24 protein-coding genes and 1 pseudogene are annotated in these 25511 nt (G+C 75.0%); 10 read left to right on the plus strand and 15 right to left on the minus strand.

The features are described from left to right. Nucleotides 1-7: 7 nt before the first annotated feature. Genes AB0910_RS00180 through AB0910_RS00190 form a run of 3 tightly spaced genes read right to left on the minus strand, consistent with a single transcriptional unit; the run spans nucleotide 8 to nucleotide 2991 of the window. Complete coding sequence (locus AB0910_RS00180; RefSeq protein ID WP_366742195.1) at nucleotides 8-796, minus strand: amino acid ABC transporter ATP-binding protein; 789 nt, start codon at nucleotides 794-796, stop codon at nucleotides 8-10. A gap of 9 nt (nucleotides 797-805) precedes the next feature. Further along, nucleotides 806-1858: an ABC transporter substrate-binding protein gene (locus AB0910_RS00185; protein ID WP_366742196.1), complete on the minus strand. Its 1053-nt coding sequence runs from the start codon at nucleotides 1856-1858 to the stop codon at nucleotides 806-808. Further along, nucleotides 1858-2991 carry an LLM class flavin-dependent oxidoreductase gene (locus AB0910_RS00190; protein WP_366742197.1) on the minus strand — a complete coding sequence of 378 codons (1134 nt, stop codon included), beginning with the start codon at nucleotides 2989-2991 and terminating at the stop codon, nucleotides 1858-1860. Before AB0910_RS00190 ends, AB0910_RS00185 begins: the two co-directional genes overlap by 1 nt. Before the next feature lie 732 nt (nucleotides 2992-3723). On the opposite strand from AB0910_RS00190, the gene AB0910_RS00195 reads away from it, so the two are divergent. From AB0910_RS00195 to AB0910_RS00215, 5 genes are read left to right on the plus strand one after another with little or no spacing between them, the layout of a single operon-like run. Then, nucleotides 3724-4707 carry an amino acid ABC transporter permease gene (locus tag AB0910_RS00195; RefSeq protein WP_366742198.1) on the plus strand — a complete coding sequence of 328 codons (984 nt, stop codon included), beginning with the start codon at nucleotides 3724-3726 and terminating at the stop codon, nucleotides 4705-4707. After that, entirely contained in the window at nucleotides 4704-6773 is a 2070-nt protein-coding gene (locus AB0910_RS00200) for an FAD/NAD(P)-binding protein (protein ID WP_366742199.1), read from the plus strand. The genes AB0910_RS00195 and AB0910_RS00200 overlap by 4 nt, the downstream gene beginning before the upstream one ends. 7 nt (nucleotides 6774-6780) lie before the next feature. After that, nucleotides 6781-7347, plus strand: a complete 567-nt coding sequence (ssuE, locus tag AB0910_RS00205) for an NADPH-dependent FMN reductase (RefSeq protein ID WP_366742200.1) — start codon at nucleotides 6781-6783, stop codon at nucleotides 7345-7347. Between the two features lie 58 nt (nucleotides 7348-7405). Then, nucleotides 7406-8671 (plus strand): LLM class flavin-dependent oxidoreductase, encoded by a 1266-nt coding sequence (locus AB0910_RS00210; RefSeq protein WP_366742201.1) that lies wholly within the window; start codon nucleotides 7406-7408, stop codon nucleotides 8669-8671. After that, nucleotides 8668-10050, plus strand: coding sequence for an NtaA/DmoA family FMN-dependent monooxygenase (locus AB0910_RS00215; protein ID WP_366742202.1), 1383 nt, complete (start codon nucleotides 8668-8670; stop codon nucleotides 10048-10050). Before AB0910_RS00210 ends, AB0910_RS00215 begins: the two co-directional genes overlap by 4 nt. Nucleotides 10051-10180: 130 nt before the next feature. Here the strand turns inward: AB0910_RS00215 and AB0910_RS00220 are convergent, their stop codons facing one another. Next, nucleotides 10181-11395, minus strand: a complete 1215-nt coding sequence (locus tag AB0910_RS00220) for a Ku protein (RefSeq protein WP_366742203.1) — start codon at nucleotides 11393-11395, stop codon at nucleotides 10181-10183. A 140-nt stretch (nucleotides 11396-11535) separates the two neighbouring features. Between AB0910_RS00220 and AB0910_RS00225 the strand changes: the two genes are divergently transcribed. Then, the gene (locus AB0910_RS00225; protein ID WP_366742204.1) at nucleotides 11536-12405 is read left to right on the plus strand and encodes an LLM class flavin-dependent oxidoreductase; all 870 of its coding nucleotides are present in this window, start codon (nucleotides 11536-11538) and stop codon (nucleotides 12403-12405) included. A 25-nt stretch (nucleotides 12406-12430) separates the two neighbouring features. Here the strand turns inward: AB0910_RS00225 and AB0910_RS00230 are convergent, their stop codons facing one another. From AB0910_RS00230 to AB0910_RS00240, 3 genes and pseudogenes are all read right to left on the minus strand, one after another. Beyond that, nucleotides 12431-13393: a M48 family metalloprotease gene (locus tag AB0910_RS00230; RefSeq protein WP_366742205.1), complete on the minus strand. Its 963-nt coding sequence runs from the start codon at nucleotides 13391-13393 to the stop codon at nucleotides 12431-12433. Between the two features lie 170 nt (nucleotides 13394-13563). Further along, nucleotides 13564-13896, minus strand: a pseudogene (locus tag AB0910_RS00235) (BlaI/MecI/CopY family transcriptional regulator); the annotation flags it as partial. Nucleotides 13897-14091: 195 nt separating this feature from the next. Then, nucleotides 14092-15867, minus strand: coding sequence for a M4 family metallopeptidase (locus AB0910_RS00240; RefSeq protein WP_366742206.1), 1776 nt, complete (start codon nucleotides 15865-15867; stop codon nucleotides 14092-14094). 377 nt (nucleotides 15868-16244) lie between these two features. Between AB0910_RS00240 and AB0910_RS00245 the strand changes: the two genes are divergently transcribed. Continuing rightward, nucleotides 16245-17102, plus strand: coding sequence for a chitosanase (locus AB0910_RS00245; RefSeq protein WP_366742207.1), 858 nt, complete (start codon nucleotides 16245-16247; stop codon nucleotides 17100-17102). A gap of 356 nt (nucleotides 17103-17458) precedes the next feature. Continuing rightward, a complete protein-coding gene (locus tag AB0910_RS00250) occupies nucleotides 17459-19120 on the plus strand; it encodes an ATP-binding cassette domain-containing protein (RefSeq protein WP_366742208.1) in 1662 nt (553 codons plus the stop codon). 77 nt (nucleotides 19121-19197) lie between these two features. On the opposite strand, the gene AB0910_RS00255 is transcribed toward AB0910_RS00250, so the two are convergent. Further along, entirely contained in the window at nucleotides 19198-19635 is a 438-nt protein-coding gene (locus AB0910_RS00255; RefSeq protein WP_366742209.1) for a hypothetical protein, read from the minus strand. Nucleotides 19636-19895: 260 nt separating this feature from the next. Between AB0910_RS00255 and AB0910_RS00260 the strand changes: the two genes are divergently transcribed. Next, nucleotides 19896-20318 (plus strand): PPOX class F420-dependent oxidoreductase, encoded by a 423-nt coding sequence (locus AB0910_RS00260; RefSeq protein WP_366742210.1) that lies wholly within the window; start codon nucleotides 19896-19898, stop codon nucleotides 20316-20318. A gap of 170 nt (nucleotides 20319-20488) precedes the next feature. Next, entirely contained in the window at nucleotides 20489-20863 is a 375-nt protein-coding gene (locus AB0910_RS00265) for a hypothetical protein (protein ID WP_366742211.1), read from the plus strand. A gap of 35 nt (nucleotides 20864-20898) precedes the next feature. Here AB0910_RS00265 and AB0910_RS00270 read toward each other — a convergent pair whose 3' ends face one another. The 7 genes from AB0910_RS00270 to AB0910_RS00300 all read right to left on the minus strand — a co-directional run bounded on the left by AB0910_RS00270 (nucleotide 20899) and on the right by AB0910_RS00300 (nucleotide 25418). Next, entirely contained in the window at nucleotides 20899-21444 is a 546-nt protein-coding gene (locus tag AB0910_RS00270; protein WP_366742212.1) for a GNAT family N-acetyltransferase, read from the minus strand. A gap of 69 nt (nucleotides 21445-21513) precedes the next feature. Continuing rightward, nucleotides 21514-23289, minus strand: coding sequence for a complex I subunit 5 family protein (locus AB0910_RS00275; RefSeq protein WP_366742213.1), 1776 nt, complete (start codon nucleotides 23287-23289; stop codon nucleotides 21514-21516). Then, the gene (locus tag AB0910_RS00280) at nucleotides 23286-23633 is read right to left on the minus strand and encodes a sodium:proton antiporter (RefSeq protein ID WP_366742214.1); all 348 of its coding nucleotides are present in this window, start codon (nucleotides 23631-23633) and stop codon (nucleotides 23286-23288) included. The genes AB0910_RS00275 and AB0910_RS00280 overlap by 4 nt, the downstream gene beginning before the upstream one ends. A 10-nt stretch (nucleotides 23634-23643) precedes the next feature. After that, entirely contained in the window at nucleotides 23644-24435 is a 792-nt protein-coding gene (locus tag AB0910_RS00285) for an MnhB domain-containing protein (protein WP_366742215.1), read from the minus strand. Continuing rightward, nucleotides 24432-24770 (minus strand): DUF4040 domain-containing protein, encoded by a 339-nt coding sequence (locus tag AB0910_RS00290; protein ID WP_366742216.1) that lies wholly within the window; start codon nucleotides 24768-24770, stop codon nucleotides 24432-24434. Before AB0910_RS00290 ends, AB0910_RS00285 begins: the two co-directional genes overlap by 4 nt. After that, nucleotides 24763-25245, minus strand: a complete 483-nt coding sequence (locus AB0910_RS00295; protein WP_366742217.1) for a monovalent cation/H+ antiporter complex subunit F — start codon at nucleotides 25243-25245, stop codon at nucleotides 24763-24765. Before AB0910_RS00295 ends, AB0910_RS00290 begins: the two co-directional genes overlap by 8 nt. Further along, nucleotides 25242-25418 (minus strand): hypothetical protein, encoded by a 177-nt coding sequence (locus tag AB0910_RS00300; RefSeq protein ID WP_366742218.1) that lies wholly within the window; start codon nucleotides 25416-25418, stop codon nucleotides 25242-25244. The genes AB0910_RS00295 and AB0910_RS00300 overlap by 4 nt, the downstream gene beginning before the upstream one ends. Between the last annotated feature and the right edge of the window lie 93 nt (nucleotides 25419-25511).

A 25511-nucleotide genomic window follows, 5' to 3' on the forward strand; every position in this document is an offset into this window, starting at 1 on the left:
CGCCCGCTCAGAGCACCTTGGCGAGGAACGCGCGGGTGCGGTCGTGGCGCGGGTGGTCGAGCACCTGCGACGGCGGGCCCTGCTCGACGACCGTGCCGCCGTCCATGAAGACGACGGTGTCGGCGACCTCGCGGGCGAAGCCGATCTCGTGGGTGACGACGACCATGGTGGTACCGCCGCGCGCCAGGTCCCTGATGACGTCGAGGACTTCGCCGACGAGTTCGGGGTCGAGCGCGGAGGTCGGCTCGTCGAAGAGGATCACCTTCGGTTCGAGCGCGAGGGCCCGTGCGATGGCGACGCGCTGCTGCTGGCCGCCGGAGAGCCGGCGCGGATAGGCGTCGGCCCTGTCGGCGAGGCCGACGCGCGCCAGCAGCCGGTGGGCGGTCTCGACGGCCTCCTTGCGGGGCCTGCGCAGGGCGGCCACGGGTGCCTCGATGACGTTCTCCACCACGGTCAGGTGGGGGAAGAGGTGGAAGTTCTGGAAGACGAAGCCGATCTGCCGCCGCTGCCTGCGCACGTCGCGCTCCGGCAGTTCGTGCAGCGCGTTGCCCGAGCGGCGGTAGCCGATCAGTTCGCCGTCCACGCTGACGTACCCGCGGTCCACCCGCTCCAGGTGGTTGATGGTGCGCAGCAGCGTCGACTTGCCCGAGCCCGAGGGGCCGAGCACGACGGTGACGCCGCCCGGCGGCACCTTGAGGTCGACGCCGCGCAGCACGTGCTGGGTGCCGAACTTCTTGTGCACGCCGTGCACGTCGACCATGAGCGCGGCGTCGGCGGGCGGTGCGGAGGTGGCCATGTGCGTCTCCTACCGTGCCGGTGCGGGGTGTCGGGCCGCCAGTTCCGGCGGGCTGATCTGCGAGTGGCGGATGGCCGAGCCCCTGACGCCCCACTTGTCGAGGATTCTGGCGTACGTGCCGTCGGCGATCAGCTCGTCGACGGCCGCCTGCAGGGGCTTGGCGAGCGGCGAGCCCTTCTTGAGGGCGAAGCCGACGTCGAGCCGCTGGAACTCGCCGAGGAACCTGACGCCCGCGGCGGGCTGCGACGCCTGGTAGCGCAGGCCGTTGATGGTGGACATGGTGATGTCGATGCGGCCCTGCTGGAGGCTGGTGAGCGCGGAGCCGTTGTCGGAGTACACCTTGACCTGGTAGGGCTTCTTGCCCGCCTTCCCGCACCTGGCCCTCTGTGCGTCGAGGGTGGCTTCGAAGGTGGTGCCGGCGCCGACGCCGACGTTCTTGCCGCACAGCTGGAGCAGGCTGGTGATCTTCTTCTGGCCGGTGTCCTGCCTGCTGACGGCGAACCCCTGGCCGTCGTTGATGTACGTGACGAAGTCGACGGTCCTGCGGCGCTCGTCGGTGACGCCGAAGTTGCCCGTGCCGAGGTCGTACTTGCCGCTGCCGAGGGCGGGCAGGATCGCGTCGAAGCCGGCCTCCTGGCGCACCAGGCGGACGCCGAGCACCTTGGCCGCGGCGTCGGCGATGTCGATGTCGAGGCCGACGGGCTGCTTGGCGGAGGCGTCGGGGAAGTAGGCGGAGGGCGGGGCGCCCACCGAGGAGGCGATGCGGAGCGTGCCGCGGGCGCGGACGTCGGCGGGCAGCAGCTTCGCGAGGGCGGGCTGCCTGCCGACGGCCGCGAGGACGTTGCCCGTGGGGGCGGGCGAGGCGGCGCCGGCCGGCGCGCCCGAGCCCGGCCCCGCGCCCGCGGGCCCGCCGCCGCAGGCGGCGAGGGCGGGCAGCAGGAGAGCGGCGGCGGTGAGGGCGAGGAGCGCACGGGGGTGCGGTGCGCGGGTGCGTGGTGCGGGGGTGCGGGTGCGGTCAGGTGCGGGGGTGCGTGGTGCGCGGGTGCGGTCAGGTGCGGGCATCAGCCGGCCTCCGCCAGGGTCCGGGGGCCGCGGGCGCGGCCTTCGGCGTCGCGCCGGGCGACTTCGGCGCGTACCAGCGGGATGACGTACCTGCCGAAGTCGACCGCGTCGTCCAGCAGGGCGTAGCCGCGCGCGGAGAGGATGTCGACGCCGAGGTCGTAGTAGTCGAGGAGGGCCTGCGCCACGGTCTCCGGCGTGCCGACGAGAGCGTTGGAGTTGCCTGCGCCGCCGGTGGCGGCGGCCGTCGGGGTCCACAGGGCCCGGTCGAAGCGCTCACCGGACTCGGCGATGGCGACCAGCCGCTGCGAGCCGGTGTTCTCGGGGGCGGAGGTGCGGTGGCGCCTGGTCAGCACGGGGTCGCCGCTCGCGCGCCGCTCCTTGATCGCCGCGACGGTGCGGTGCGCCTTCTCCCAGGCCAGTTCCTCGGTGGGCGCGATGATCGGCCGGAACGCGACCTGGATGCGCGGCGGGGTGGCGCGGCCTGCGGCGCGGGCCGCCGCGTGCACCGCCTCGATCTGCTCCGCGGTCTTCGCGAGCGGCTCGCCCCACAGGCAGTAGACGTCGGCCTCGGCGCCGCCCGCGGCGAGCGCCGCGGGCGAGGAGCCGCCGAACGAGACGCCGGGGCGGGGCTGTTGGACGGGGAAGACATCGCTGACGAAGTCGTGAAAGCGGTAGTGCTCGCCCTCGTGGTCGAAGGGCTCGCGGGTGGTCCAGATCTTCTTGACGATCCCGATGTACTCGCGGGTGCGGGCGTAGCGCTCGTCCTTGGTGAGGGTGTCGCCCTCCCTGCCCTGCTCGTGGTCGTTGCCGCCGGTGATGAAGTGGACGGTGAGGCGGCCCTCGCTGATCTGGTCGAGGGTGGCGAAGGTCTTGGCCGCGAAGGTGGGGTACGAGACGTTGGGCCGGTGTGCGAGCAGGATCTGGAGCGTGTCGAGCCGGCTCGCGATGTACGCGGCGGCCGGGGCCGGGTCGGGTGATCCCGAGCCGTAGGCGAACAGGACCCGGTCCCAGCCGTGGTCCTCGTGGGCGCGGGCGAGCCGCAGCGTGTAGTCCTTGTCGAAGGCGGCGCCCGTGCGGGCCTCCGTCTCGGAGCCGTTGTTGGTCGCGGCGATGCCGAGGAACTCGACGGGCATGGCGGGCCTTTCGCTGAGGGAGCGGACGCGGGCACAGGGGACAGCGCCGGGGCGCGGCCCCCGGGCGCCGGTACGTGGTGGCGGCGGGCAGGGCGCGGTGCGGCGCGCCGCCCCGTGTGCGGGGGGGGCGGCCGCTCGGGTGCGGTGCGGGTGGGCGCTGTTCCTGCGGGGCACGGCGGGCGGCGCCGCGCCGTGCGGGTGGGTGCTCCGTGCGGTGTGTGTGATGACGGCACGTCAGCTGTGACGTGGGGAGCGGGGCGAGGCGGCAGCGTGCGCCCGGAGGGAGCGTGGGAACTCGGCCCGCGACGGGGGTCACCGAGGGAGGGAGGGCCGGTCAGGCGGCCCGCTGCCGGGTCAGGCGCAACACGAGGAGGACCACACGCGACCGAAGTCGATGTGGCCCCTGATGACCAGCGGCAGCTGCTTCTGCATGCCTTCAGTCGACACCGGCGCCTTCCGGAAGTCAAGGGCGGGTCGCGCCGTGGAGCTCGCGGGCCCCGCCGGGCGCCGCGGACGCTTTCGGCCACAGTCCGGACGCCGCTTGACAGTTCGGCGGTCGTCGCACGTACAGTCGAAGGCGGCCTGTGGCCCGGGGCTTCCCGGACCTGGCCGGCCGTGTTGAGGGACGCGGTTCGTGTGATGACACCGGCAGGTCCGGGCGCTCGCGCTGGTGCGCGCGCCGGGGAAGCCGTCGACCACCGCCGCCCGCGAACCCCGCCGGAGCCCCCTCCCATGAGCGCCTCCCCCGAAGCCGCACCCGCAGGTGCGCCCCGCTCCCCCGCCGCCGACCGTCCCGACTCTGCCCCCGCTCCCCCTCCCGTCGAGGACGGCGGGACACCGGTGCGCATCGTGCCCCGCCGCCACCCGGGCCGGCTGCTGTCCGCCGCGGTGGCGCTGCTGGTCCTCGCCATGGTGGTGAACTCGGTCGTACGCAACGGGCGCTTCCAATGGCGTGTCGTCGGCCAGTACTTCACCACCAGGGCCGTGCTCGACGGGCTGGTGCTGACGCTGTGGCTGACCGCCGCGGTGACGGTGCTGGGCTTTCTGCTCGGCACCCTGCTCGCGGTGATGCGCCTGTCAGCCAATCCCGTGCTGCGGACGCTGAGTTGGGGCTACGTGTGGATCTTCAGGTCGACGCCCGTGCTGGTGCAGCTGCTGTTCTGGTTCAACATCGGGGCGCTGTACCCGCGGCTCAGCCTCGGCATCCCGTTCGGACCCGAGTTCGTCACGGTGAAGACGGTGAACCTGTTCGGCGCGAGCCTGACTGCGCTGGTCGGCCTCACCCTGCACGAGTCCGCCTACGCGGCCGAGGTGGTGCGCGGCGGCATCCTCTCCGTCGACCCCGGGCAGAGCGAGGCCGCCGCCGCGCTGGGGCTGAGCAGGTGGCGGGTGCTGCGGCGGATCGTGGTGCCGCAGGCGATGCGGTCCATCGTGCCGACGGCGGGGAACATGCTGATCGGCACCCTCAAGGGCACCAGCATCGTGAGTGTGCTCGCCGTCCAGGACCTGCTGTACTCGGTCCAGTTGGTCTACAACCGCACGTACCAGGTGATCCCGCTGCTGATGGTCGCCACGATCTGGTACGTCGTCGTCACGAGCGTGCTGTCGTTCGGCCAGTACTACGTGGAGCGCCACTACGCGCGCGGTGCGAGCCGCGCCCTGCCGCCGACGCCGCTGCAGCGGCTGCGCGCGGCCGCCGCCAGGAGCGCGGCATGAGCGGCCGGGCGGCGCCCACCGTGGTGGTGCTGGTCGGTGCGGGCCCTCGCGCCACCGGGCTGCTGGAGCGGGTCGCCGCGAACGCACCCGAACTCTGGCCGCCGGGCCGGCCGTTGGAGTTCCACCTGGTGGACCCGCACCCGCCGGGCGCCGGGCGGGTGTGGCGCCGCGCGCAGTCGCCGCTGCTGCGGATGAACTCCATGGCGGAGGACGTGACCCTGTTCACGGACGAGAGCTCGGTGATCGAGGGCCCGGTGCGGCCCGGCCCCTCGCTCGCCGCGTGGGCGGCGGCGACGGCGGGCCCCGAGCCGTACGCGCCGCACGAACCGGCCCCCGACGCCTCGGTGCGGGCCGAGCTCGCGGGGCTCGCCCCCGACGCGTTCCCGACCCGGCGGGCGCAGAGCGCCTACCTCGACTGGGCGCACCGGCGCACCCTGGCCGCACTGCCGCCGCACATCTCCGTGCACACGCACGCCACCACGGCCACGGCGGTGCACGGCCCGGCCGACGGCACGCAGTTCGTGCACCTCGCGGGCGGTACCGCGCCGCTCGCCGCCGACCTCGTGTTCCTCACCCAGGGCCATCTCGGATCCGAACCGGCGCCAGAACACCAGGAATTGGCCCGGTTCGCGGCGCGCCACCGCCGCCGCTACCTGCCGCCGGCGTTCTCCGCCGACGTGGCGGACGAGCTCGACGCGATCGAGCCGGGCGAGCACGTGGTGCTGCGCGGCCTCGGTCTCGCCTTCGTGGACCTGGTGGTGCTGCTCACGGAGGGGCGCGGCGGGCGGTACCGCGAGGAGGCCGACGGGTCGCTCACCTACCTGCCCTCCGGCCGGGAGCCCGTGGTGCACGCGGGATCGCGGCGGGGCGTCCCGTACCACTCCAAGACCGGCTACCGGCTTCTCGGGCCGCGGCCCGACCTGCCGCGCCACTTCGGCCCCGCGCAGGCGGACCGGCTGCTGGCCGAGGGGCGCCCGCTCGACCTGCGGCGCGACCTGTGGCCGCTGATGGCCAAGGAGATCGGCTACGGCCACTACCACGAGCTGTTCCACGCGCACCCCGAGCGGACCGCCGGGAGCTGGGAGGAGTTCAGGGCGGCCTACGACACACTGCACTGGTACGCGCCCGCGATGGCGGAGCTGGTGCGCGCCGCGGTGCAGGACCCGGCGGACCGGCTGGACTTCGAGGCGCTCGACCGGCCCCTGAGGGGCCGGGTGTTCGCCGACGCCGAGTCCTTCCAGGAGCACCTGCGCGGCCATATCGAGGCGGACCGGGCGCGCAGGGCCGACCCGGGGCACAGCGCCGACCTGGGCGCGTTCCTCGCGCTGCTCTCCGTCTACGGCCAGCTGCCGCGGTACCTGCCGGACGCCGCCGCTTCCGGCGGCGCGCCCCGCGGCCTCGACCACGCCTCGGTGCGGGAGCACCTGGACGGCTGGTGGCAGGGGTTCTTCAGCTTCCTCGCCTCGGGGCCGCCCGGCTTCCGGCTGCGCCAGCTGCACGCCCTGTCCCTGGCCGGGGTGGTGCGCTTTCTCGGCGCGGACCTGCGGGTCGAGGCGGACGAGGAGGCGGGGGTGTTCCGCGCGTCGAGCCCGACCGTGCCGGGCCGCACGGTCACGGCGACGGCGCTGGTGGAGGCGTATCTGCCGAGCCCGTCGCTGTCACGCTCGAAGGACCGGCTGCTGCGCGACCTGTACGCGGCGGGCGGGGCGATCGAGGAGTCGGGGCGGCTCGCCGTGGCGCCCGACGGCCATGTCATCGACCCGTCGCTCGGCGGGCCGCACCCGCGCAGGATCGCGCTCGGGCACCACACCGGGGGCCGGGCCGTCGCGGCCTTCGCGCGGCCGGGCACCAACGCCCCCGCGTTCCGGCAGAACGACGCCGTCGCCCGTGACCTGCTGCGCACCCTGGCCGCGCGCCCGGCGCCCGTACGGCCGCCCGCGCCCGCCCGGCCCACGGCGGTGCCCGGGCAGCCGCGCGGCGCGGCCCCGCCGGCCGGAGCGGGCCGCCGCGCCGATCCCGCCCGCACCGCAGAGCCCGCAGAACCGTCCCGACACGTACCGAGGTGAGATCCGCATGGCCACGATCCTCTCCGTCTCCGGCAGCCCGTCCGCGACGTCCCGCACCGCGGGGCTGCTGCGCCACCTGGCCGCCAGGTTCGCCGCGCGCGGCCACCTCGCGGTCCCCCTCGACGTGCGCACCCTGCCCGCGCGGGCGCTGCTCGGCGCCGACTTCGGGCACCCGGGGATCGTCCGGGCCAGGGAGCTGTTCGAGGCGGCCGACGGCGTGGTGGTCGCCACGCCCGTCTACAAGGCCGCGTACTCCGGGCTGCTCAAGTCGCTGCTCGACCTGCTGCCGCAGGATGCGCTCGCCGGCCGTACGGTGCTGCCCCTCGCGACGGGCGGCTCCACGGCGCACACCCTCGCGGTGGACTACGCGCTGCGCCCGGTGCTGTCGTCGATGAGCGCAGAACACGTCGTGCGGGGCGCGTTCGTCCTCGACCGGCACATCGGCATGCGGGACGACGGCTCCGTGGTGCTCGACGAGGCGGCACGCGCCGGCCTCTACGACGTGGCGGACGCCTTCGCCGCGGCCGTGGAGCGGGCCGCAGCCGCGGCGCCGCGTGTGTCCAGCGCCGTGTGACCTCCCCCGCGCACCGCCTGCGCGCCGCACTCCAGCCCGTACCGGAAGGAAACCCGCCATGCCGGCCCCCTCACCCGATCCCCTGTCCCCCACCGCGCCCCCCGGGGGCACCCCGCTGCGCCTCGCTGTCGCGCTGGACGACGCCGGCTGGCACCCTGCCGCCTGGCGCGACCCCGCGTCCCGGCCCGGCGAGCTGTTCGAGGCCCGCCACTGGGCCGGGCTCGTCGCCGAGGCGGAGCGCGGGCTGCTGGACTTCGTGACGTTCGAGGACGGCCTCGCGCCGCAGTCGTCCCGGTTCGACGCGCCCGACGACCGCACCGACCGGGTGCGCGGACGGCTCGACGCGGTGCTCGTCGCCGCCCGGGTCGCGCCGCTGACCCGGCACATCGGCCTCGTGCCGACCGCGGTCGTCACCCACACGGAGCCGTTCCACCTCTCCAAGGCCGTCGCCACCCTCGACCACGTCTCCCGCGGCCGCGCCGGGGTGCGGATACGGGTGTCGGTACGGCAGGACGAGGCGGACCACTTCGGCCGCAGGACGCTGCCCCGGCTGAGCCGGGACACGATCGGCACGGCCGAGGGGCAGCGGGCCGTGGGCGGGCTGTTCCAGGAGGCGGGCGACTACGTCGAGGTGGCGCGGCGGCTGTGGGACAGCTGGGAGGACGACGCGGAGATACGCGACGCGGCGACGGGCCGCTTCGTGGACCGCGACAAGCTGCACTACATCGGCTTCGAAGGCCCCTACTTCAGCGTCAAGGGCCCCTCCATCACACCGCGGCCGCCGCAGGGCCAGCCCGTGGTGACCGCGCTCGCGCACAGCAGCGTGCCGTACGCGCTGGTCGGTCAGGCCGCCGACGTCGGCTATGTGACCCCGCACAGCACCGGGGAGGCCCGCGCGATCGTGGCCGAGGTGCGGGAGGCGCAGGCCGCGGCGGGGCGCGCGGCCGAGCCGCTGCACGTCTTCGGCGACCTGGTGGTCTTCCTCGGGTCCTCGCGGTCCGCCGCGAAGGAGCGCAGGGCGCGCCTGGACGACCTGGCGGGCGCGCCGTACGACAGCGACGCCGAGGTGTTCACCGGCACCCCCGAGGGGCTCGCAGAACTCCTCCTCGACCGGCGGCGCGCCGGGCTGACGGGTTTCCGGCTGCGCCCCGGGGTGCACGGCCACGACCTGCCCGCGATCGTCAGGGGCCTGGTGCCCGAGCTCCAGCGGCGCGGTGTCTTCCGCCGCTCCTACGAGGCCGGCACGCTGCGCGGCCTGCTGGGGCTCCCGCGCCCCGCCAACCGTTACGCCACCGCAGAGGCAGCAGAGGTGTCCGCGTCATGACCCAGCACCGCAGCGCGTCGGACAGGCCCGTCAAGCAGGTCCATCTGGCGGCCCACTTCCCCGGCGTCAACAACACGACGGTGTGGAGCGACCCGGAGGCGGGCAGCCACATCGACTTCGCGTCGTTCGAGCACTTCGCGCGGACCGCGGAGCGCGCGAAGTTCGACTTCCTGTTCCTCGCCGAGGGGCTGCGGCTCCGCGAACAGGGCGGGAAGATCTACGACCTGGACGTGGTGGGGCGGCCGGACACGTTCACCGTGCTCGCCGCGCTCGGCGCCGTCACCGAACACCTCGGCCTGACCGGGACGATCAACTCGACGTTCAACGAACCGTACGAGGTGGCACGGCAGTTCGCGAGCCTCGACCACCTCACCGGCGGGCGCGCCGCGTGGAACGTGGTGACGTCGTGGGACGCGTTCACCGGGGAGAACTTCCGGCGCGGCGGGTTCCTGCCGCAGGACCGGCGGTACGCGCGCGCCAAGGAGTTCCTCGCCACCGCGAACGAACTCTTCGACTCCTGGCAGCGGGACGACCTCGTCGCCGACCCGGCCACGGGCGTGTTCCTGCGGGACGCGCGGGCCGGCGCGTTCGAGCACAGGGGCGAGGAGTTCGACATCCACGGGCGCTTCAACGTGCCGCGCAGCCCGCAGGGCCGTCCCGTCATATTCCAGGCGGGTGACTCCGACGAGGGCCGGGAGTTCGCCGCCTCCAGCGCCGACGCCATCTTCAGCAGGCACGCCACGCTCGACGCGGGGCAGGCGTTCTACACCGACGTGAAGGACCGCCTCGCGCGGTACGGCAGGCGCGGGGACGAGCTGCTGATTCTGCCCGCCGCCACGTTCGTGCTCGGGGACACCGACGCCGAGGCCCGCGAGAAGGCGCACGAGGTGCGCAGGCAGCAGGTCAGCGGGGCCACGGCGATCGCGTACCTGGAGCACGTCTGGAACCGCGACCTGTCCGCCTACGACCCCGAGGGGCCGCTGCCCGACATCGATCCCGCGCCCGGCGAGAACACCGTCGCACGGGGCCGTGCCAGTGTGCGGATGCACCGCGATCCGGTCGCGGTGGCGAAGGAGTGGCGGGAGAAGGCGGAGGCCGGGCACCTCTCCATCAGGGAGCTGGTGATCGAGACCACGGGCCGCCAGTCGTTCGTGGGCTCGCCCGCGACGGTCGCCGAGACCATCGACGCCTTCGTGCAGGCCGACGCGAGCGACGGCTTCATCCTCGTCCCGCACATCACCCCGGGCGGCCTCGACGGCTTCGCCGACACGGTCGTCCCGCTGCTCCAGGAGCGCGGCGTGTACCGCACGGACTACACCGGCACCACGCTCAGGGACAACCTGGGCCTCGCCGACCCCCCGGAACCCGCGGCCCGCTGAGCCTCGGAGTACCCGCACGCGCGGGCCCGGCCGCCCCGCCGGGCGTCGGGGCCTGCGCGTGCGCGGGTCATCCGCCGCCGTGCCGCCCGTGTCAGGGGCGGTGCTTGTCGCCCGTGACACGGGCAGTGCTTCAGGATGCCTTGCGACGCGGCTGGGCCGTCTTCTTCCCCGTCGTCTTCTCCGCAGAGGTCTTCTCCGCGGCCGTCTTCTTCGGCGCGGTCTTCTTCGCGGTCGGCGCGCTCCCGCCCGCGCCCTTCTTCGCGGCGGGCTTCCCCGACGCGGTCTTCCCCTCGGCGGAGCCGCCTCGCGCGCTCGTCGTCCTCTTCGCCGCGGACTTCTTCGCGCCCGCAGAAGGGGCAGCGCTCCGCTTCGCCGGCGCCCGCCGCGCACCCGACCCCCCGGCCGCGGTGTCCCCTGCGGCGGTCCTCTTCGCCGCCGTCTTCTTCTTCGCGCCGCCCCGCGCCGCCTTCGTCGAGGAGGCGCGCTTACCGCCCGAGGCGCTCTTCTGGCCGCGGCCGCCCATCTCGTGGACCGTGGCGCCGCCCTCGCCCTCCCCGTTCCCCTCGTCGCCGCGCGACGCGCGCGCCTTCCGCACGCTCTGTTCGAGCGCCGCCATCAGGTCGACCACCGTGCCGGGCCTCTCGCCCTCCTCGGCCGCCGCCGGCTCCCGGCCCTCGGCCTTCGCGGCGAGCAGTTCCTCGACGGCGTAGCGGTACTCGTCGTGAAAGGCCGAGAGGTCGTCGGTGGTCATGCCGTCGACGAGCGACATGGCCTGCGCGATCTCGTCCTCGGAGACCTCCACGGGGCGCGGGGCCAGTTCGTCGGGTGAGCGGACCTCGTCGGGCCAGTGCATGGTGTGCAGGGTCAGGGCGTCGTCGCGGATGTCGAGGATCGCGAGGCGCTCCCGCCCGCGCAGCGCCAGCTTGGTGACGGCGACCCGCCCGCCGCGCTCCAGGGCGCGCCGCAGCAGCACGTACGGCTTCGTCGCCGCGTCGCCCGCGGCCTCCAGGTAGAAGCTCTGGCCGAGGCGCACCGGGTCGATGGCGCCGCGGTCCATGAAGGCCAGGATCTCGACGGTCTTCGCCGTGGGCAGCGGGACGGCGTCGAGTTCCTCGTCGGTGACGGGCACGATGTGGTCCTTGGCCAGCTCGTACCCCTTGCCGATGTCGTCGTCCGTGACGATCTCGTCGTCGATCTCGCAGCGCTTCTGGTTGCGGACGCGCCCGCCGTCCTCCAGGTGGATCCGGTGGAAGCTGACGCCGTGGCTCTCGGACGCGCCGGTGATCCGGATCGGGATGGTCACGAGACCGAACGAGACGGCTCCGGTCCAGATGGGGCGGGGCATGCGGGCACCTCCAGCTCACCCCCCGCGACGTCGTCAGCGTAGGGCGGGCGCCGCGCCGCGGCACCTCGGGCACGGCGCACGCGCGGCCGTACGGTGGACCGCGCCTTGCCGCGCCGCGCGCCGTGGCGGAGGATCTCCGCGTGCGCTACTCCGTCAACATCCCCAACTTCGGCGACTTCGCCGACCCGAGGACCGTGGCCTCCCTGGCCGTCACCGCCGAGCAGGCGGGCTGGGACGCGCTGTTCGTCTGGGACCACGTCGTCCATGTCAAACGCAACCGCAGGGTGTTCGGCGACCCGTGGATGCTGCTGACGGCCGCGGCACTCGCGACCAGCAGGATCCGGCTCGGGACGCTCGTCACCCCGGTGCCCCGCCGCCGCCCGGAGCAGCTGGCGCGGCAGGTCGCCACCCTGGACCGGCTCAGCAGGGGCCGGGTGGTCTTCGGGGCGGGTCTCGGCGGCCCCATCGACGACGAGTACGGGAGCTTCGGCGAGCCGACCGATCCTGTGGTGCTCGCCGAGCGCCTCGACGAGGGGCTCGGTCTGCTGGCCGACTACTGGACGGGCGAGCCGGTCACCCGTCACGGCCGCCACTTCCACGCCGACGACGTCGAGCTGCTGCCCACGCCGGTGCAGCGGCCCAGGCCGCCGGTTCTGATCGCGGGCTACTGGCCCAGGCGGCGGCCGATGCGCCGGGCGGCCCGCTGGGACGGCGCGGCCCCGCTGTTCGAGTCGGCGCGGCACGGCCACACGCCGCCCGTCGACGAGGTGCGCGACCTGACCGCGTTCCTGCGCGAGCAGCGCGGCGCGCTCGGCAGGGAGTCGGAGCCGTTCGACATCGTGGTGGGCGGGGCGAGCCCGGCGGATCCGGCGCGCGCCCGCGACGTGCTCGGGCCGCTCGCCGAGGCGGGCGCCACCTGGTGGGACGAGCGGCGCGTGCAGGACGAGGTGATCGACAGGCTCGATCCCGTGCTGCGCCGGGTGGAGCAGGGGCCGCCGCGCATCGGCTGAGCGGGCCGCGCGGCGCGTGCCGCGCTCAGCCCGCCGGGCGGTGGTGGCCGCCGGTCCCGCCCTGCGCGCTCTCCACGCCGCTGTGCAGGCCGGCCGCGCCGCCGAGCGCCGCGGCCGTGGAGGCGCCCGAGCACAGGAGCAGCAGCGCGCAGAGCGCTGCGGTGGCCGGGCGGCGCCCGCCTCGGGGCCTCGGCCCTTCGAGCAGCGCGGCGACCCGCCGCGGTACCGCCCCCGCGGTGGCCGAGGGCAGCACGCCCACGCGGCCGCCCGGCGCGGCATGGGCCGCGAGGGCCGCGCGGCCGATCGCCCGTGCGGTCAGCCGCCGGTCGCCTGTGGCCTCGGCGGCCGCCTCGTCCGCCGCGCGCTCGACGGCGAGCGCCACGCCGTCGCGTACGGCGCGCAGGCCGGGGTGGCAGTGGGCGGCGAGCGCGGCGGCGGCGAGGAACAGGTGGTGGCGGCCCGCGAGATGCGCCCGCTCATGGGCGACGAGCGCGGCGCGCTCGTCGGCCCGCAGGCAGCGCAGCATGCCGTCGGTGACGACCACCCGGCCGGGACCGCCGCCCGGCAGGGCATAGGCGTCGACGCGGTCGTCCGCCACCACGCACAGCCCGTCCTGCGCGCGTGCGCCCCTGGCCTCCGCGCGGGCGGCGCGCAGGGTCCGCACCCCGCGCAGCAGGGAGCGCGCGAGCAGGCACGCACCCAGCGCGAGCGCGGCGCAGGCGGCCGCACCGGCCGGCAGTGCGACGCCCGCGGGGCCGGGTCCTGCCATCGGGTGGACCAGCTTGCCGAGCCTGGCGACCTGCGGCAGCCGCAGCGCCCCTGCGAGGGCGAGCCCGCCGAGCGCGGCGGCGGTGCTCGCGCCGAGGGCGAGGCCCGCGGCGGTGAGCGCCCGGAGCGCCGCGCGGGGCGGCAGCCGCCCGACGAGGTAGCGGGCGAGCAGGGGCGCGGCGCACGGCAGGAGCAGCGGCAGGACCAGCAGGACGGTCATGTCCCGCCGCCCGTACCGGCACCGCCGGGCGCCCCGCCGTGCCGGGCACCGGGTGTCCCGTCCGGCCGGGTGCCGTCGGGTCCCGTGCCGGCCTGCGTCCGTGCGCTGCCGGGCTCCGCGTCCCCGCCGGGTCCCCGGCCGCCGCCGTCCTGTGCCGTGTGGGCCTCGGCGTCGGCGTCGAGCAGCCCCCGCAGGATGCGCTCGTCCTCGGGGCCGAGCTGGGAGACGAAGCGGGCCAGTACCCTCTCGCGGTCGGCGTCCTTGTCCAGCTCGTGGTGCATGCGCCGGGCGGTCAGCCCCTGCCTGTCCTGGGCCGCGGCGTAGGCGTAGCCGCGGCCCGCGCGCTCCCTTACCACCGCGCCCTTGTCGTGGAGGCGGGCGAGGAGCGTGGCGACCGTCGTCCGCGCCAGCCGCATGGGCAGGGCGTCCTGGACGCGACGTGCGGTCATCGGGGTGTCCGCGGCCCAGAGCACCGCGAGGACGGCGGCCTCGAGTTCCCCCATGGGGCGCCGCTCCGGGCTCGTTCCAGACAAGGGGACCCCCTTCGTGCCGCCGGCCGCGTCGCCGGGTCCGGCTGTACCGCAACCTTACGGGCCCCATTGTCGGCCACATGGCGCGCCGGGCCGATCGGGGCCGCGGACGGCCGCGGGGGCCGGCAGGACGCGTCGCGCGCGCCGGCCGGCCCCCCGCGGGGAGCGTCAGTTGGAGGCGGTGACGTTCACGGCCGCCCACGCCTTGTCGACGGTGCTGTACTCGGTGCTGCCGGAGCCGTAGAGGTCGGCGGCGGCCTTGAGGGTGGCCGTACGGGCGTCGTGGAAGTCGGTGGTGGAGACCATGTACCGGGTCAGGGCCTGGTAGAAGATCTTGATGGCCTTGTCCCTGCCGATGCCGGTGACCGTGGAGCCGTCGAAGGTCGCGGAGTTGTACGAGACCCCGTTGATGGTCTTGGCGCCGCTGCCCTCGGCCAGCAGGTAGAAGGCGTGGGAGGAGACGCCGGAGCCCGCGTGCACCTCGGTCTTCGGGGCGTTCGCGGACCAGTAGTCGACCGTGCCCTCGAGCTTGTCGAGCGACGGGTGGTCGAGGCGGCGCAGGAAGCCCTGGGCGAGGCCGAGCTGCTCGCCCATCAGGTAGTTGCCGGGGTCCTTGGGGTTGGCCGTGGCGAACTCGTCGGCGCTGCCGAAGATGTCGGCGAGCGACTCGTTGAGGGAGCCCGGCTCGCCGATCTGCGCGCCCGTCTGCGGGTCGAGCTGGGTCTCTAGGCCCGCGGTCGCCGAGACCACGCCGTGGGTGAGCTCGTGGCCGGTGACGTCGAGCTGCACCAGCGGCTTGGTGAAGGTCTGGCCGTCGCCGTCGCCGTAGATCATGCAGTGGCACTCGTCCACCCATGCCGCGTTGCCGTAGTTGGTGGCGAAGTGGACCAGGCCGTGCGGGCCGACGCCGTCGTCGTCGGTGCCGAGCCGGTCGAAGGTCTTCTTGTAGAAGTCGAACGTCGAGGTGAGCCCGTACTGGGCGTCGACCGCGGCGGTGACGCTGTCCGACGTGGAGCCGTTGCCCCACTTGTCGTCGGCGTCGCTCAGCACGGCGGCCGAGTTGAAGGACGAGGAGCCGAGGCTGCTCGAGTGCTTGGCGTCCCTGACCTCGCTCTTGCCGCGCGTGGTGTCCACCAGGGTGAACTTGTTCGCCGCCGTCTGGGTGGTGTTGAGGGTGACGGTCCCGGAGAACAGCGAGGCGCCTGAGCCGACGGCCGGAGCGGGGAAGGCCGCCGCGGGGGCGAGCCGCGGTGCCGCGGGCAGCGCGGTGCCGTCCGTGGTGGGGGCCGCGGTCGCGCCCCGGGCGCGCAGCTTCGCCATGACCTGGGGCGAGATGAAGTCGTCCGTGACGGGGGCGGCGCTGAGGATTGCGCCGGAAGCGGCGTCGACCAGGACCGTACGGGCCTTCTCGATGTCGCCCTTCGGGCCGGCCACCTGGATCTCGTAGGCGAGCTTCGACGTGCTGCCGTCGTGGCGCACGACCAGCCGCGAGCCGGCCGGGGTGCCGCCCGTGACGGCGCCCGCCGCCGTGGCCTTCGCCTGGTCTGCCGTCAGCTTGGCGTTGACGGTGGGCACGGAGACCTTGTCGGCCGTGGCGCGGGTCACGCCCAGGTACTTCGACGCCGCGCTCAGGTGGACAACGATGTCGCCGCCGAGGACGGGCACCCCGTCGAACGTCTGCGAGAAGCGCACGTGCTGCTTGCCGTCGGGGTCGACCATCACGTCGGTGGCGACGAGTCTGGTCCCCGTGCCGAGGCCCGTCGCGGCGGCGTGAGCGCTCGCCGCCGACCGCGCGGCGGCCACGACGGCCGGGGCCGCGGGGGTGGCGGCCGGGGCCGAGCCGCTCTGGACCGGCCCGGCGAAGGCGGTACCGGCGACGGACGCCGTGGCCGCGGTCGCGATGGCAACTGCCATGGCCAGCTTGGATATGAGCGGTGCGCGCATGGAAGGTCCTCCCTGGGGGGCATGCTGGGCAGAACGGCGCCCGGATCCCGGGGACAGCCGCTTTGACATGCGCATGAGCATGACATGTGTTCGAGTCCTCGTAGATCACGAAAAAGCAAAGGAACGTTCCACCAGGCGTCACCTGCGCACCCGTGGGGGTGCGTTGGCGGACCGCGCGGACCGTCTCGTACGCAAACCCGGCGGCGAGACGTTCCCCACCGGCGCACCGCCGCCATGCGGCCGACCGGCGGACCGCCGTGCCGCCGCTCCCCTCCCGCCGGCGCGCCCAACTTCGCGCCGCCGCAAGGGTGTACGGCGGCATCGACCTCTGATAGGAAAGCTTCCTAACAGACCGCCACCACCCCACTGGAGGCCCGATGAACCCCCGCAAGAGCGCGCTGCGCCTGGTGCCGACCGCGCTGCTCGGCCTGGCGCTCGCCGCCGTACCCGCCGCCGCCGGCGCCCAGGGAGCCGTCCCCGCACCGGCAGCCGCCGCCCGCAGCGCCGTGGCCCCCGCCGCGGCGGCCGGCCTCGACGACCCGGCGAAGAAGGAGATCGCGATGGAGCTCGTCTCCAGCGCGGAGAACTCCTCGCTGGACTGGAAGGCCCAGTACCAGTACATCGAGGACATCGGCGACGGCCGCGGCTACACCGCGGGCATCATCGGGTTCTGCTCGGGCACCGGCGACATGCTGGAGCTCGTCCAGCTCTACACGGACCGCGAGCCAGACAACCCCCTCGCGCCGTTCCTGCCCGCGCTGAAGAAGGTCAACGGCACCGACTCGCACAGCGGCCTCGGCTCCGCCTTCACCTCGGCCTGGCAGCGGGCGGCGGCCGACCCGGCCTTCCAGACGGCCCAGAACGACGAGCGGGACCGGGTGTACTTCAACCCCGCCGTCGGCCAGGCGAAGTCGGACGGCCTCGGCACGCTGGGCCAGTTCATCTACTACGACGCCATCGTGATGCACGGCCCCGGCGACGGCGGCACCAGCTTCGGGGGCATCCGCAAGCGGGCGCTCGGGCAGGCGAAGCCGCCGTCGCAGGGCGGCGACGAGACGGCGTACCTCAACGCCTTCCTCGACGCCCGCGTGTGGGCCATGAAGCAGGAGGAGGCCCACGAGGACACCAGCCGCGTCGACACCGAGCAGCGGGTCTTCCTCCAGCAGGGCAACCTGGACCTCGACCCACCGCTCGACTGGAAGGTCTACGGCGACAGCTACCACATCGGCGGCTGACCGCCGCGCGCCCCCGGGCACAAACCGCTTTGCCTCCGCTGCCCGGGGGCGCTACCTTGCCGGTGTCCCTGTCGTCTCCGATCGAGGTGGACATTGCGCATCTGAGGTCCGCGACCACCACGCGGTACGGCCCCTTCGGCCGTACGCCCGTCACGCCCGAGCAGGCACCTGTGCCGCCGGTGACGCCCGTGTGGAACGCGACCTCGGTGCGGGAGCCGTCCCCTCTCTTCCCACGACCGGGTTTCCTTCCCCGATCCAGGCCCCCTCGCCCCCCGCCGGCTCTCCGCCGGCCCGGTCGCCGCGTGGTGCTCGCACACGAAGCCCCCTGCCCACCGCGTTCCCGACTGCGAGAAACCATGCACGACCACAGCGCCACCGGCGCCTCCCTGACCTGTTCCGCCCTGTCGTTCCGGTGGCCGGACGGCACCGCGCTCTTCGACGGGCTCTCCCTCACCGTGGGCCACGGCCGCACCGGCCTCGTCGGCGACAACGGCAGCGGCAAGTCCACCCTGCTGCGGCTGTTCGCGGGCGGGCTGCGCCCCGCCGCCGGCTCGGTCTTCGCCCGCGGCCGCCTGGCCCATCTGCCGCAGGACATCACGCTCGACACCGCACTCCGGGTCGACGAGGCGCTCGGCATCGCCGGGCGCAGGGCGGCCGTCGCCGCCATCGAGGCAGGTGACGCGAGCGAGGCGAACTTCGAGGCGGTCGGCGACGACTGGGACGTCGCGGAGCGCGCCCTCGCCGTCCTGGGCTCGCTCGGCCTCGGCGGCCTCGGCCTCGACCGCACCGTCGGGGAGATGTCCGGCGGTGAGACGGTCCTGCTGCGGCTCGCCGCGCTGCTGCTGGACCGCCCCGACGTACTGCTCCTCGACGAACCCACCAACAACCTCGACCTGTTCGCGCGCCGCAGGCTGTACGAGGCGGTGGAGACCTGGCGCGGCGGCATCCTCCTCGTCGTCAGCCACGACCGCGACCTGCTGGAGCGCGTGGACCGGATCGCCGAGCTGCGCTCGGGCTCCGTCACCTGGTACGGCGGCGGCTGGTCCGCGTACCAGGAGGCGCTGGCCGCCGGGCAGGAGGCGGCCGGCCGCGCGCTGCGCGCCGCGGAGGCCGACGTGCAGCGGCAGCGGCGCGAACTGGAGGAGGCGAAGACCAAGGTCGCGAAGCGGCGACGGCAGAGCGGCAAGCTGGACGCGCAGCGCCGCGCGCCGCGGATCGTGGCGGGCGCGCGCAAGCGGTCGGCGCAGGAGTCGGGCGACAAGCTGCGCGGGCTGCACGAGGACCGGCTCGACGCGGCACGCGAGCGGCGCGCCGAGGCGGCAGAGGCGATCCGCGAGGACGCCGAGATCCGGGTCTCCCTGCCGCGCACCGCGGTGCCCGCGGGCCGTACGGTCCTCACCCTCGAAGCGCTGCGGCTCGCGCACGGCAGGCTGCGTGAGGCCACCCTCACGGTGCACGGCCCGGAGCGGGTGGCGCTCGTCGGGCGCAACGGCGCGGGCAAGACGACCCTGCTGCGCACCCTCGCGGGCGAGCTGGCCCCGCTGTCGGGCGAGGCCAGGGCGCATGTACCGGTCCGGTTCCTGCCGCAGCGGCTCGACGTGCTGGACGACGGCCTGAGCGTCGCGGCGAACGCGGCGCGCTCCGCCCCGGGTGTGCCGGAGAACGAGATCAGGGCACAGCTCGCCCGGTTCCTCTTCAAGGGGGCGCGGGCCGAGCAGCAGGCCGGCACGCTCTCGGGCGGTGAGCGCTTCAGGGCTGCGCTCGCCGCGGCCGTGCTCGCCGCGCCCGCGCCGCAGCTGCTGATGCTGGACGAGCCGACGAACAACCTGGACGCGGCGAGCGTCCGCCGGCTCACCGCCGCGCTCGACGCGTACCGGGGCGCGCTGCTGATCGCAGGCCACGACCTGGCGTTCCTGCGGTCCGTCGGGGTCACCCGCTGGCTGCTGCTCGACGAGGAGCTGCGGGAGACGGACGAGGAGGAGGTGGCCTGCCTGCTCGCCGAGGGCGGCGGGTACTGACCGGCCGCGCCCTTCGGCGCCCCGCAGCGCGCGTCCTCAACTGAGGGTCCCGGCTGCGCGGCCCCGGCTGCGGGCTCTCAGCTGCGGGGCGCGAACGACGCGCGCACCCGGCGGCCGCCCGAGGCGAGAAGCACCCCGATCAGCAGGGCTCCGCAGAGGCCCTGCTCGATCTTCATCCAGAGCGGGAAGGTGCCGGGCAGCGCGATGATCACGACGATCGCGACGACCATCACGGCGGAGAGGAGCCGCAGCCTGCGGTACGCGCCGCGCTCGCCGCGCGCGGCCCGTACCGCGCACAGGAACGTCACCAGGGAGCTGACGAGGACCACGGTGCCGCGCGCCCACACGGCGTCGTCGACCGCCGCGCTGTCGTGGCGCAGCAGGGCGACGGCCAGCAGGGTGAGCGCGCTCACCGCGAGGTAGCACCCCGTCAGCAGCTTCGCGGCGCGCAGCGCGCGGGCGGCGCCCGGCTGCCAAGTGGGGTACGTGCCTTCGGTGTCACCGCGGGCGTCCATGGCGGTCCCTCTCTCGTCGGATGCGGTTGTCCACCATCGTCGGGGCGCCATGGCACGGGATCGTCGGCCGCCGGGACGAACCGGGGCGGCCCACGGGTCGGGGGCTTCTCCGGGCCGTCCCGTACGGGCGTCCCCGCGCGGACTCAGGGGCGGCGCACGGCCGCGCACGCTTCCCGCACTACGGTGGCCGTGTCGCCGCCGCCCGCGCGGGTACGCCGTGGAGGCGGCGCCACACCACGCCAGGACGAGAAGGAGAAACCGTGTCCCAGCCCCCGCTCCCCGAGCCGGCCGTGAGCCTGCTGCGGAAGCCGAACCCCGCGGTCATCAGCACCCTCAGGTCGGACGGCCAGCCGGTGTCGACCGCGACCTGGTACCTGTGGGAGGACGACGGCCGCGTGCTGATCAACCTGGACGAGGGGCGGGTGCGGCTGCGCCATCTGCGCGACGACCCGCGCGTCAGCCTCACCGTGCTGGCGGGCGACGACTGGTACACGCACGTCAGCCTCATCGGGCGGGTCACCGGCATCACGGAGGACACCGCTCTCGCCGGCATCGACCGGCTGTCGCGCCACTACTCCGGCAAGGAGTACCCGCGCCGCGACAGGACCCGGTACAACGCGTGGATCGAGGTCGAGCGCTGGCACGGCTGGGGCAGCCTCAAGGACAGCGACCAGACCGGCTGATCCTCCGGGCCGTCCGCGTGCCCGCCGGGCGGCGGGCGCGCGGGCGGCCGTCACCGCCGCCGTCCGCCCGCCCTCGCGGGGTCCCCCGAACGAAGGCCCCTCGCGACACGAGGGGTGCGGGACGGCGCTCGCTGCGCCTCACCGCCGCACCGCTGCGGGAAGATCCCCCCATGTCCGCTTCGTCCCCCACGGCACGCTCCGTCGGTCTGACCGTCGGCTCCGCGCTCGCCGTCGCCGCCGTCCTGTTCGCCACCTACACGGCCCTCGACGGCCGCTCAGGCACCACCGACTCCAAGGCGCCGCGCCCCCGCAGCGCGCCGACCGCCCCCGCCGTGCCGCCGTCCGGCACCTCCCCCGCCGCCTCGGCAGGCCCCGCGTCCGCGGAGCCTGCGTGCAACCTCTTCGACGCCGAGTGCCAGGAGGAACACCCCTCGGAGCCGACGGTCCGCGGCGACGAAGGCACCGGCCCGTCGGCCGCCGCCACGCACGTCCCCGACCCGCCCCAGGGCACCGCGGCCACCGGCGGCGGATACGGCGGCGAGTAGGCCGCACCCGGCGGGCGCGACGGCGCGGCCCGCGCTCAGGCGACCGGGGCGTCCTCCGCCTCGGCCGGGCGCGCGGAGGGGGCCGCCGCCGGGCGGGCCAGCGGCTTGGCGTAGCAGCGGCTCTCCTCGTGGAAGCGGTAGAAGCCGAACTTCTCGCAGGGCTCGTAGCCGCTCGACTCGTACAGCGAGACGGCCTCGGGCTGCTTGGTGCCGGTCTCCAGGACCATCCGGGTGCGGCCGGCGGCCCGCGCGTCGTTTTCGAGCGCGGCCAGCAGGGTCCTGGAGAGGCCGCGTCCGCGTGCCTCGGGGACGACGTACATGCGCTTGATCTCGGCGTCGCCGTCCCGGTAGCCGCATCCGTCGGTGTCCTGGGCGCGCCAGCCGCCGGTGGCGACCGGGGTGCCTGCGCCGTCGTAGGCGATCAGGTAGAGGCCGCGGGGCGGCTCGAACATGCCCGGGTCGAGCGGCGTGAGGTCGCCTTCGTCGTCGTACCGCTCGGCGTACTCCCGCTGCACGCGGTCGTTGAGCCGTACGGCGTCCGGGTCCCCGAAGGAGGCGTGACGTATGTCCACGCCCGCCATGGTACGCGGCCCCGGATCCGCGCCGGACGGCCGCCGTGCAGGTCAGGTGGGTGGCGGGGGGCCCGCGCCTCAGCCGCCGCGCAGCACGCCCGGCAGCACCAGGGCGCCGAGCAGGGTCATCCCGAGAAGCATCCAGGTGACGTAGTCGCCGACGTGGCCCGAGTGCAGGCGGCGCAGCGCGGTGGTCGCGTCGCGCACCGGGGTGCGCTCGCCCAGCCCGTACACGGCGTAGAGGGCGAGCCCGGCGGCCAGCCCCGCGGACAGCAGGCCGATGAGCACCCCTGGCGGTGTCCACCCGGCCGCCACGGCGCCGCCGGTGTGCGGCTGGGCCCGCTCGACGGCGCTGCCCGCGGCGCGCGCGGCCGCGGGGAGCACCCCGGCGAGCAGCGAGCCGAGCAGCAGTGCCGCGGGCACGGCCCCCATGGTGGCGGGGACGCGGGCGAGGACGTCCGCGGACTCGGGCTCCTCGTCCTCGCCGCTGGTCTCGTACGGTTCCCCGCCGGTGGGCGGCGCGCCCCAGCCGCCGAAGACCCGGGCGGCGACCCGCAGCACAGCGCCGCCGGTGACGGCGGAGGCCGTCACCAGGACGACCGTGAGCCAGGGCCCGGCCGCCTCCTCCGTGAGCGCCTTGCCGAGCCCCGTGCCGAACGGCGGAAGGCCCGCGAGCGCGAGGCCGCCTGCGGTGAACAGGCCGGCCACCACCGGGATGTCGCGCCCCCTGCCGTGGAGTTCGCGCTCGTCGACGCTGCCGTAGCGGTCGAGGAGGATGCCCGAGCAGGCGAACAGCGCGGCCTTGGCGCCCGCGTGCCCGACCACGTACAGCGCGACGCCGGTGCCGGAGGCCGGGGTGAGGATCCCGAGGCCGATCAGGAAGAGGCCGGTGTGCGACACGGTCGAGAAGGCGAGCAGCCGCTTGATGTGCCGCTGCTGCCAGCACATGACGGCGCCGACGAGCGCGGAGAGCACGCCGAGCGTCACCAGGGCCCGCCTGGCGTCGTCGTGCGGCACCCCGCCGGGGCCGCAGAAGACCGTCCAGTACACCCGCCACACTCCGTAGGCGCCGAGCTCGACCATCACACCGGAGAGCAGCATGCAGACCGGGGTCGGGGCGACGGCGTGGGCGTCGGGCAGCCAGAAGTGGAACGGCACGGCCGCGGCCTTCACCAGGAAGCCGGTCAGGACGAGCACGAAGGCGGCGAGCACCAGCCCGTCGGGGCGGCCCTGGCGGTCGAGGACGGCGCCCACGGCCCGCATCCCGAGCTCGCCGGTGCGGGCGTACAGCAGCACGATGCCGGTCAGGGTGGCGTACGCGCCGAGCGAGTTGACCACGCCGAAGGTGAACGCGCCCTGCACGGCCCGCGCCTCCTCGACGCGGTAGCCGGTCAGCGCGTACGCGACCACGCTCATCAGCTCGAAGAACACGAACGCGTTGAACAGGTCCCCGGTGATCGCGAACCCGCACATCCCCGCCTGGAACAGCAGGACGAGCGCGGGGAACGCGCCCGCGTGCCGGCCGGGCGGCTCGGCGAAGTACCGCAAGGAGTAGGCGAGTACGGCGACGACGAGCAGCGAGACCAGGGCGGTGAGCCCGAGGCCCGCGCGGTCGCCGCGCAGCACGATGCCGACGCTGTGGCCGCGCACCGGGGTCCAGCCGCCGACCCACTCGGTCAGCGGCGCCCCGGCGCGCGAGCCCGCGAGCAGCAGCCCGGCGAGGGCGGCGGGCACCGCGGCGACGGCGAGGGCGAGGGGCTCGGCGGCTCGCCGCGGCAGCCGCCGTCCCAGCGAGACGAGCAGCGCGGCGCCGAGCAGCGGCACGGCGACGAGCAGCGGCAGGAGTCCGTTCATCCGCGCAGCTCGGAGAGGCGGTCGGGGTCGACGGTGCCGGCGCGCTTGTCGATCTGGATGACCAGTGCGAGCAGCAGGGCGGTGAGGGTGGCGCCGACGACGACGTCGGTGAGGCTCAGCGCCTGCACGACGGGGTCGACGAGCGGCCTGCTGCCGGGCTTCAGGTCGGAGAAGACGGGGGCGGTGCCGCCGTCCCGGTAGCCGACCGCGAGCAGCAGCACATAGGTGGACGCCTGGCACACGCTCAGGCAGCCCACGGCGTGGATGAGGTTCCTGCTGGTGGCGAGGCCGTAGACACCGACGAGGAAGATCCACGCGGCGATCAGGTAGGGCAGCAGGGCCATGGGGTGCCGCTCACTTTCCGTCGTCCCCCGGCGCGGGCGCCCGGCGGACCGAGCCGGTCGCCCGGGGCACGTCGGGCCATTGGGTGATCTCCATCGCCTGGTCGAGGAAGCAGGCGAGGAGGACGACCACCGCCGAGGCGACCTCCATGCCGACCGCGGCGTTGAGCAGCGGCACGGACCCGCCGGAGGCGATGCTGTTGAAGGTGCCGTACGGCAGGGCGTTGGCGAGGAAGGACCCGGCGGCGAGGAAGCCGGCGAGGCCGACCACGAGGTAGGCGCCCTCCCCCACGGCGTCCGCGAGTTCGTAGGGCCCCCGGGGTCTGATCTTCTCCAGGGCGCGGTAGTCGACGGCGATGTACAGCAGGTGCAGTCCGGTGGCGGCCACCACGCCGCCCTGGAAGCCGCCGCCGGGGCTGAGCTGCCCATGGGCGACGATGTAGAGCCCGGCGACCAGGGTGACGGGCAGCAGGCGCAGTGCGTAACGGCGCACCACGGGGCGCACCAGGGCGGGCCGGGGCGGTGCTTCCCGCTCGTCGCGGGTCTGCCTCAGCAGGACGACGGTGCCGAGGACCGCGCCGAAGAGGATCGACTCCTCGCCCATGGTGTCGAAGGCGCGCTGGTCGAAGTTGACCGCGGAGACGACGTTGGCGGTGCGCCGGGCGAGGGCGGCGTGCACGGCGCGGTCGCCGTAGGGATGGTGGGGCTGCCCGAAGTGCGGCAGGCCGGTGTACGCCCAGACCAGCAGGGCGGCGACGCCGAGCACGCCGAGGGCGAGCAGCCGCAGCCTGGCCGCGCGGCTCACGGAGCTCCACCCCGGTCGCTCCCGGCCTCGCCGGGCTCACCCGTCGCCCCGGGCTCCCCGGTCTTTCGGGGCTCTCCGGTCTGCGCGGGGGCGCGGCGCACGCCGTGGCGCACCTTGCGCACGGACAGCAGCAACAGCAGCGGGGTCAGGGCGGATCCGACCGCGAGCTGGGAGAGGGCGACGTCGGGGGCCTGGAGCACCAGGAAGACCACGGCGAGGCACAGGCCGAGCATCGAGAGGACCAGCGCCTGCCTGGCGGGGTCGCGGACCAGGACGGCGGCCGTCGCGGCGGCGGCGACCAGCAGCAGCGCCACCACGATCACCGTGTCAGTCATGGCGCACCTGCTCTTTCCCGCCCGCGCGGTCCGCTTCGCCCGGCGGGTGGCGCAGCGCGGCGGCCGAGACCAGGTTGCCCGCCACCAGCAGCGCGCCGATCAGCACGGTCTTCACCGTCGCCCGGCCGGGCGGGGTCACCGCGCACAGCGCGGTCACGACGGCGGCCGCGGCGAACACGGAGACGGCGCCGGTGATCCGGCCGCGCGGCGGGTCGTCCGCGAGTTCTGCGGCGAACAGCCGGGCGTAGATGAGGGTGCCCGCGGGGCCGAGGAGCGCGAGCAGCAGCGCGGCGTCCAGGTAGGCGCCCGGCCGCGCGTACCCCTGGGCGAGCAGCATCAGCACCAGGCAGACGAGCAGCGTCGCGGTGTTCTGGGCGCCGACCCTGCGGCGTACGGGCCCGGTCGCCGCGCCCCACAGCGCGGGGGCCACCCCGCCCACCAGGCCGACGGCCGCGGCGAGCAGCCAGCCGTTCACCGCCGCGCCACCGCGCGCCGCGCGCCGCACGCGGCGAAGGCGCCGAGCAGCGCGGCCGGCACGCCGACGGCCCACTCGATCCGGTCGACCCGGCCGACCAGCGTGAGCCAGAGCGCGACGAGCACCGCCCACCAGGCCGTCAGTTCCACGGCGTACGCACCTCTGTGGCCCATGACCTCACCTCAGCTCGCGGCTACCCGGGGAACGGCCATGAAAGCATCGCGGGGTGCCCGTCGGGACGAGGACGCGCGCGGGAAGCGGCGTTC

Origin of the sequence: Streptomyces sp. NPDC047002, from assembly GCF_040704505.1 — a bacterium.
Classification (GTDB): Bacteria; Actinomycetota; Actinomycetes; order Streptomycetales; family Streptomycetaceae; genus Streptomyces.

Excerpts from the sequence above, each read along its gene's own strand:
- AB0910_RS00180 (WP_366742195.1), bottom strand. The coding sequence starts at position 796 with ATGGCCACCTCCGCACCGCCCGCCGACGCCGCGCTCATGGTCGACGTG.
- AB0910_RS00185 (WP_366742196.1), bottom strand. The coding sequence starts at position 1,858 with ATGCCCGCACCTGACCGCACCCGCGCACCACGCACCCCCGCACCTGAC.
- AB0910_RS00190 (WP_366742197.1), bottom strand. The coding sequence starts at position 2,991 with ATGCCCGTCGAGTTCCTCGGCATCGCCGCGACCAACAACGGCTCCGAG.
- AB0910_RS00195 (WP_366742198.1), top strand. The coding sequence starts at position 3,724 with ATGAGCGCCTCCCCCGAAGCCGCACCCGCAGGTGCGCCCCGCTCCCCC.
- AB0910_RS00200 (WP_366742199.1), top strand. The coding sequence starts at position 4,704 with ATGAGCGGCCGGGCGGCGCCCACCGTGGTGGTGCTGGTCGGTGCGGGC.
- ssuE (WP_366742200.1), top strand. The coding sequence starts at position 6,781 with ATGGCCACGATCCTCTCCGTCTCCGGCAGCCCGTCCGCGACGTCCCGC.
- AB0910_RS00210 (WP_366742201.1), top strand. The coding sequence starts at position 7,406 with ATGCCGGCCCCCTCACCCGATCCCCTGTCCCCCACCGCGCCCCCCGGG.
- AB0910_RS00215 (WP_366742202.1), top strand. The coding sequence starts at position 8,668 with ATGACCCAGCACCGCAGCGCGTCGGACAGGCCCGTCAAGCAGGTCCAT.
- AB0910_RS00220 (WP_366742203.1), bottom strand. The coding sequence starts at position 11,395 with ATGCCCCGCCCCATCTGGACCGGAGCCGTCTCGTTCGGTCTCGTGACC.
- AB0910_RS00230 (WP_366742205.1), bottom strand. The coding sequence starts at position 13,393 with ATGACCGTCCTGCTGGTCCTGCCGCTGCTCCTGCCGTGCGCCGCGCCC.
- AB0910_RS00240 (WP_366742206.1), bottom strand. The coding sequence starts at position 15,867 with ATGCGCGCACCGCTCATATCCAAGCTGGCCATGGCAGTTGCCATCGCG.
- AB0910_RS00245 (WP_366742207.1), top strand. The coding sequence starts at position 16,245 with ATGAACCCCCGCAAGAGCGCGCTGCGCCTGGTGCCGACCGCGCTGCTC.
- AB0910_RS00250 (WP_366742208.1), top strand. The coding sequence starts at position 17,459 with ATGCACGACCACAGCGCCACCGGCGCCTCCCTGACCTGTTCCGCCCTG.
- AB0910_RS00255 (WP_366742209.1), bottom strand. The coding sequence starts at position 19,635 with ATGGACGCCCGCGGTGACACCGAAGGCACGTACCCCACTTGGCAGCCG.
- AB0910_RS00265 (WP_366742211.1), top strand. The coding sequence starts at position 20,489 with ATGTCCGCTTCGTCCCCCACGGCACGCTCCGTCGGTCTGACCGTCGGC.
- AB0910_RS00270 (WP_366742212.1), bottom strand. The coding sequence starts at position 21,444 with ATGGCGGGCGTGGACATACGTCACGCCTCCTTCGGGGACCCGGACGCC.
- AB0910_RS00275 (WP_366742213.1), bottom strand. The coding sequence starts at position 23,289 with ATGAACGGACTCCTGCCGCTGCTCGTCGCCGTGCCGCTGCTCGGCGCC.
- AB0910_RS00280 (WP_366742214.1), bottom strand. The coding sequence starts at position 23,633 with ATGGCCCTGCTGCCCTACCTGATCGCCGCGTGGATCTTCCTCGTCGGT.
- AB0910_RS00290 (WP_366742216.1), bottom strand. The coding sequence starts at position 24,770 with ATGACTGACACGGTGATCGTGGTGGCGCTGCTGCTGGTCGCCGCCGCC.
- AB0910_RS00300 (WP_366742218.1), bottom strand. The coding sequence starts at position 25,418 with ATGGGCCACAGAGGTGCGTACGCCGTGGAACTGACGGCCTGGTGGGCG.